This window comes from Sphingomonas sp., assembly GCF_042091075.1.
Taxonomy (GTDB): Bacteria; Pseudomonadota; Alphaproteobacteria; order Sphingomonadales; family Sphingomonadaceae; genus Sphingomonas.
On sequence record NZ_JBELIE010000233.1, the window covers coordinates 1 to 3567 of the forward strand.

At 67.4% G+C, this 3567-nt stretch carries 3 protein-coding genes and 1 pseudogene; all 4 read right to left on the reverse strand.

Going from position 1 to position 3567, the window contains the following annotated elements; all coding sequences use genetic code 11:
- The coding region (locus ACFDSW_RS15940) for an SDR family NAD(P)-dependent oxidoreductase (RefSeq protein ID WP_375251246.1) at nucleotides 1–486 on the reverse strand (486 nt) is incomplete at its 3' end.
- Nucleotides 483–1787, reverse strand: coding sequence for a histidinol dehydrogenase (hisD, locus tag ACFDSW_RS15945; protein ID WP_375251247.1), 1305 nt, complete (start codon nucleotides 1785–1787; stop codon nucleotides 483–485). The genes ACFDSW_RS15940 and hisD, both read right to left, overlap by 4 nt.
- A gap of 175 nt (nucleotides 1788–1962) precedes the next feature.
- Nucleotides 1963–2769: a uroporphyrinogen-III C-methyltransferase gene (cobA, locus tag ACFDSW_RS15950; RefSeq protein WP_375251248.1), complete on the reverse strand. Its 807-nt coding sequence runs from the start codon at nucleotides 2767–2769 to the stop codon at nucleotides 1963–1965.
- A pseudogene (locus tag ACFDSW_RS15955) lies at nucleotides 2762–3538 on the reverse strand ((2Fe-2S)-binding protein); the annotation flags it as partial. The pseudogene ACFDSW_RS15955 and the gene cobA, both read right to left, overlap by 8 nt.
- Nucleotides 3539–3567: the final 29 nt, after the last annotated feature.

The window sequence follows — 3567 nt, forward strand, 5'->3', positions numbered from 1 at the left end:
CGACGCGCAATACAGCGAGAGGTTGGGGCCGCCGACATGCCCCATCTGACTGCCGATATGGATCAGCGCGCCGCGAACGCCGCCATCGATCATCCGCCGCACGCACGCCTGCGACACGAAGAAGGCGGAGCGGACGTTGAGATCCATCACCATATCATAGTCGTCCGGCGCCACCGCTTGCATCGGCTTGGGGCGATTGGTGCCGGCATTGTTGACGAGGACGTGGAACGGCTCCTCGCGATCGAAGAAGTCAGCCACGGCAGCCACATCGCTGACGTCGAGCACGGCAGCAGTGGCGCTCCCGCCTGCCGCTCGGATCGCCGCGGCCGCCGCCTCGACCTCGGCGGCCGTCCGCGCGGCGAGGACGACGCTCGCCCCCGCCTCGGCCAGCGCCGCCGCCAGCGCCACGCCAATCCCGCGCCCCGCCCCGGTCACCAGCGAGCGGCGACCATCGAGCCGGAACGACGGCGTGCGCGGCAGCATCATGCCGGTTCGGCCACCGGCTCGGCGCGCCCGGCATAGGGAACGTTGCGTCCGCCGTAGCGACGCACGCGGACATTGGCCTGCTCGCCGTGGCCCGCGAAACCCTCCAGCGCGCACAGACGGCTGCAATATTCGCCGATCATCGCCGAGGCAGCATCGCTGGTGACGCGCTGATAGGTGCAGGTTTTCAGGAACTTGCCGACCCACAGGCCGCCGGTATAGCGCGCCGCCTTGCGCGTCGGCAGCGTGTGATTGGTGCCAATCACCTTGTCACCATAAGCAACGTTGGTGCGCGGCCCCAGGAACAACGCGCCGTAATTGGTCATATTCGTCAGGAAGTAATCGGGATCGCGGGTCATGACCTGCACGTGTTCCGATGCGATCTCATCGGCAATCCGCACCATCTCCGCGTCGGAATCAGCGACGATCACCTCGCCATATGCTTCCCACGCCTTGCGCGCATGATCGGCGGTGGGGAGGATCGCGAGCAATCGCTCGATCTCCGCCATCGTCTCCCGCGCGAGCTTTTCGGAGGTGGTCAGCAGGATCGCGGGACTGTCCGGCCCATGCTCCGCCTGGCCCAGCAAATCGGTCGCGCACAATTCGCCATCGGCGCCGTCTTCATCGGCGATGACCAGCGTCTCGGTCGGCCCGGCGAACAGGTCGATACCGACACGGCCAAACAATTGGCGCTTGGCCTCCGCGACGAAGGCATTGCCCGGCCCGACCAGAATGTCGACCGACGCGATCGATTGCGTCCCCAGTCCCATCGCCGCCACCGCCTGGATTCCGCCGAGACAATAGATTTCGTCCGCGCCCGCCATCGCCTGCGCCGCCACGATCGCTGGCGCCGGCTTTCCGTTGAAGGGCGGCGCGCAGGTCGCGACGCGCTTCACTCCGGCCACCTTGGCGGTGATGACGCTCATGTGTGCGCTGGCGAGCAACGGATATTTCCCACCCGGCACGTAGCAGCCGGCGGCGTTCAACGGGATATTCCTGTGTCCCAGTACGACACCGGGCAGCGTTTCCACCTCGACGTCCGTCATGCTCTCACGCTGGATCTGCGCAAAATTGCGGACCTGCGTTTGCGCGAACTCGATGTCGCGCAAATCCTGCGAGTTCAGCTGATCGATGCACCCCTGGATTTCCGCGTCGCTGAGACGATAGCTGTCGCGATCCCATTTATCGAACCGGATCGACAGCTCACGCACGGCGTCATCCCCACGGGTTTCGATATCGGTCAGGATGGATTCGACCGTATCCCGAACCGCGCGGTTGTGCTCCGCCCGCGTGGCCGACTCCATACCCGTCTTCAGATGCCGCACGATCACTCTCCACTTTGCATTCGAATGCATGGTAGTCGGTGACATTCGGCTTTGCAATGGTTCGTGGCGATGAGAAGGCGCGTCGTTGGCGATGCGGCGCCGGCAAACGGAGCCAGCGGAACGTACCGCATGTTTCCTAGGGAGCGGCCAGCCCTCAGACCGCCAGACGCCGGAACTCCCCTATCACATCGTCGCTCAGATCGCATGCGGGAGCGGCGGGCGCGCTATGCCCGGCCGCGAGCGCCGCGCCTACCAGGATGAGGGTCGGCTGATCGTTGAAAAAACCGGCGACCGCGATGTGGAGGAGATCCAGGCGGGTGTGCAGCAGTCGCTCGCTGGCAAGGCTCACATCACAGGCGAGCAGCACGGGCGTGGCGCCCGAAAGCCCGGCAGCGATCAGATTTCGGCTGATGTCGGCCGCCGCGCTGCGGCCCATGTAGAAGACGGTGGTGCAATGCGGGTCCGCCAGCGCCGCCCAGTCCAGATCCAGCGGCGCGTCGCCGCGTTTGTGCGCGGTCGCGAACTGCACCCGTCGCGCCAGACCGCGCAGCGACAGCGATATACCGGCGGAAGCGGCGGCGGCGCTGGCGGCGGTGATGCCCGGGCAGATCCGCACCCGCACGCCCGCTTGAGACAGCGTCGAACATTCTTCCATCGATCGGCCGAAGATCGACGGATCTCCGCCCTTCAACCGCACCACGCGCTCCCCCTGCAACGATGCGGCGACCAGCAGTTCGTTGATCGCTTCCTGCGCCTTGGAATGCCGGCCGGACCGCTTGCCCACGGGCACCCGCCGTACCGATGCCGGGATCAGCGCGAGGACACCCTCGCCGACCAGCGCATCGTAAAAGACGATCGTGGCGGTGCGCAGCAACCGTTCGGCCTTGCGGGTAAGCAGATCGGGATCGCCCGGACCGGCGCCGACCAGCCAGACGCTGCCCGCGGGAAATTCGTCAGCCATGAACAGCCTCCTTCGGCATATCGGTGATGATGCGGGCGAGCGCCGGGCGGCACGATCCGCAATTGGTCCCCGCCCCCAGCGCCGCACCGATCGCGGCGACATCCAGCAGCCGCTGATCGCGGATCGCGGCGGTGATGGTGTGCAAACCGATGTCGAAACAGGCGCAGACCACCGGCCCACGGTCGCTGCTCCGACCGGGCGCGCGCCCGGCGAGCACCTGCGGGCCTTGCGGTTGCTGAAGCTGGCCGATCAGCCAGTCGCGGCTCGGCAGTTCCCCGCTGCTGGTGACGAACAGCGCCGCGACGAGGCGGCCATCGCGCAACACCGCCACACGTAAAGTGCCGCGCGCAGGATCACTCGCCTCGATCCGCGCTCCGCGGGGCAGCGCCTGATCGAGCGTCGCGGCTGCACCGGTCCCGGCCAGTTCGTAAAGCACGCCGCCGGGCACCGTCACGCGCGTCGCCCACAGGCAGTTCGGGGCGGGCGCATCACCGTGGACGATCAGGAAGCCCCGCCAGTCGACGGCGACCGGCGCGACCCGCGCGGGCGAGAGCTTGAAGCCGGGCTGACCCGAATGCGGATCGGCGAGATCGCGGGCGAGCAATCCCGTGCGCCCGCCCCGCGACTGCCGGTCCGTCCAGTGGATCGGTGTGAACAGCTCGCCCCGGCGCTGGCCTGAATGGTGGGCCGCGCGAAACAGGCTCTCGCCCTGCGGCGTCGTTACCCGAGCGAGCGCCCCATCGGCAATGCCGAGAGCGGCCGCGTTGTCTTGTTGTCAGTCCTTGACTGACCGAGCCG

Excerpts from the sequence above, each read along its gene's own strand:
- hisD (WP_375251247.1), bottom strand. The coding sequence starts at position 1,787 with ATGGAGTCGGCCACGCGGGCGGAGCACAACCGCGCGGTTCGGGATACG.
- cobA (WP_375251248.1), bottom strand. The coding sequence starts at position 2,769 with ATGGCTGACGAATTTCCCGCGGGCAGCGTCTGGCTGGTCGGCGCCGGT.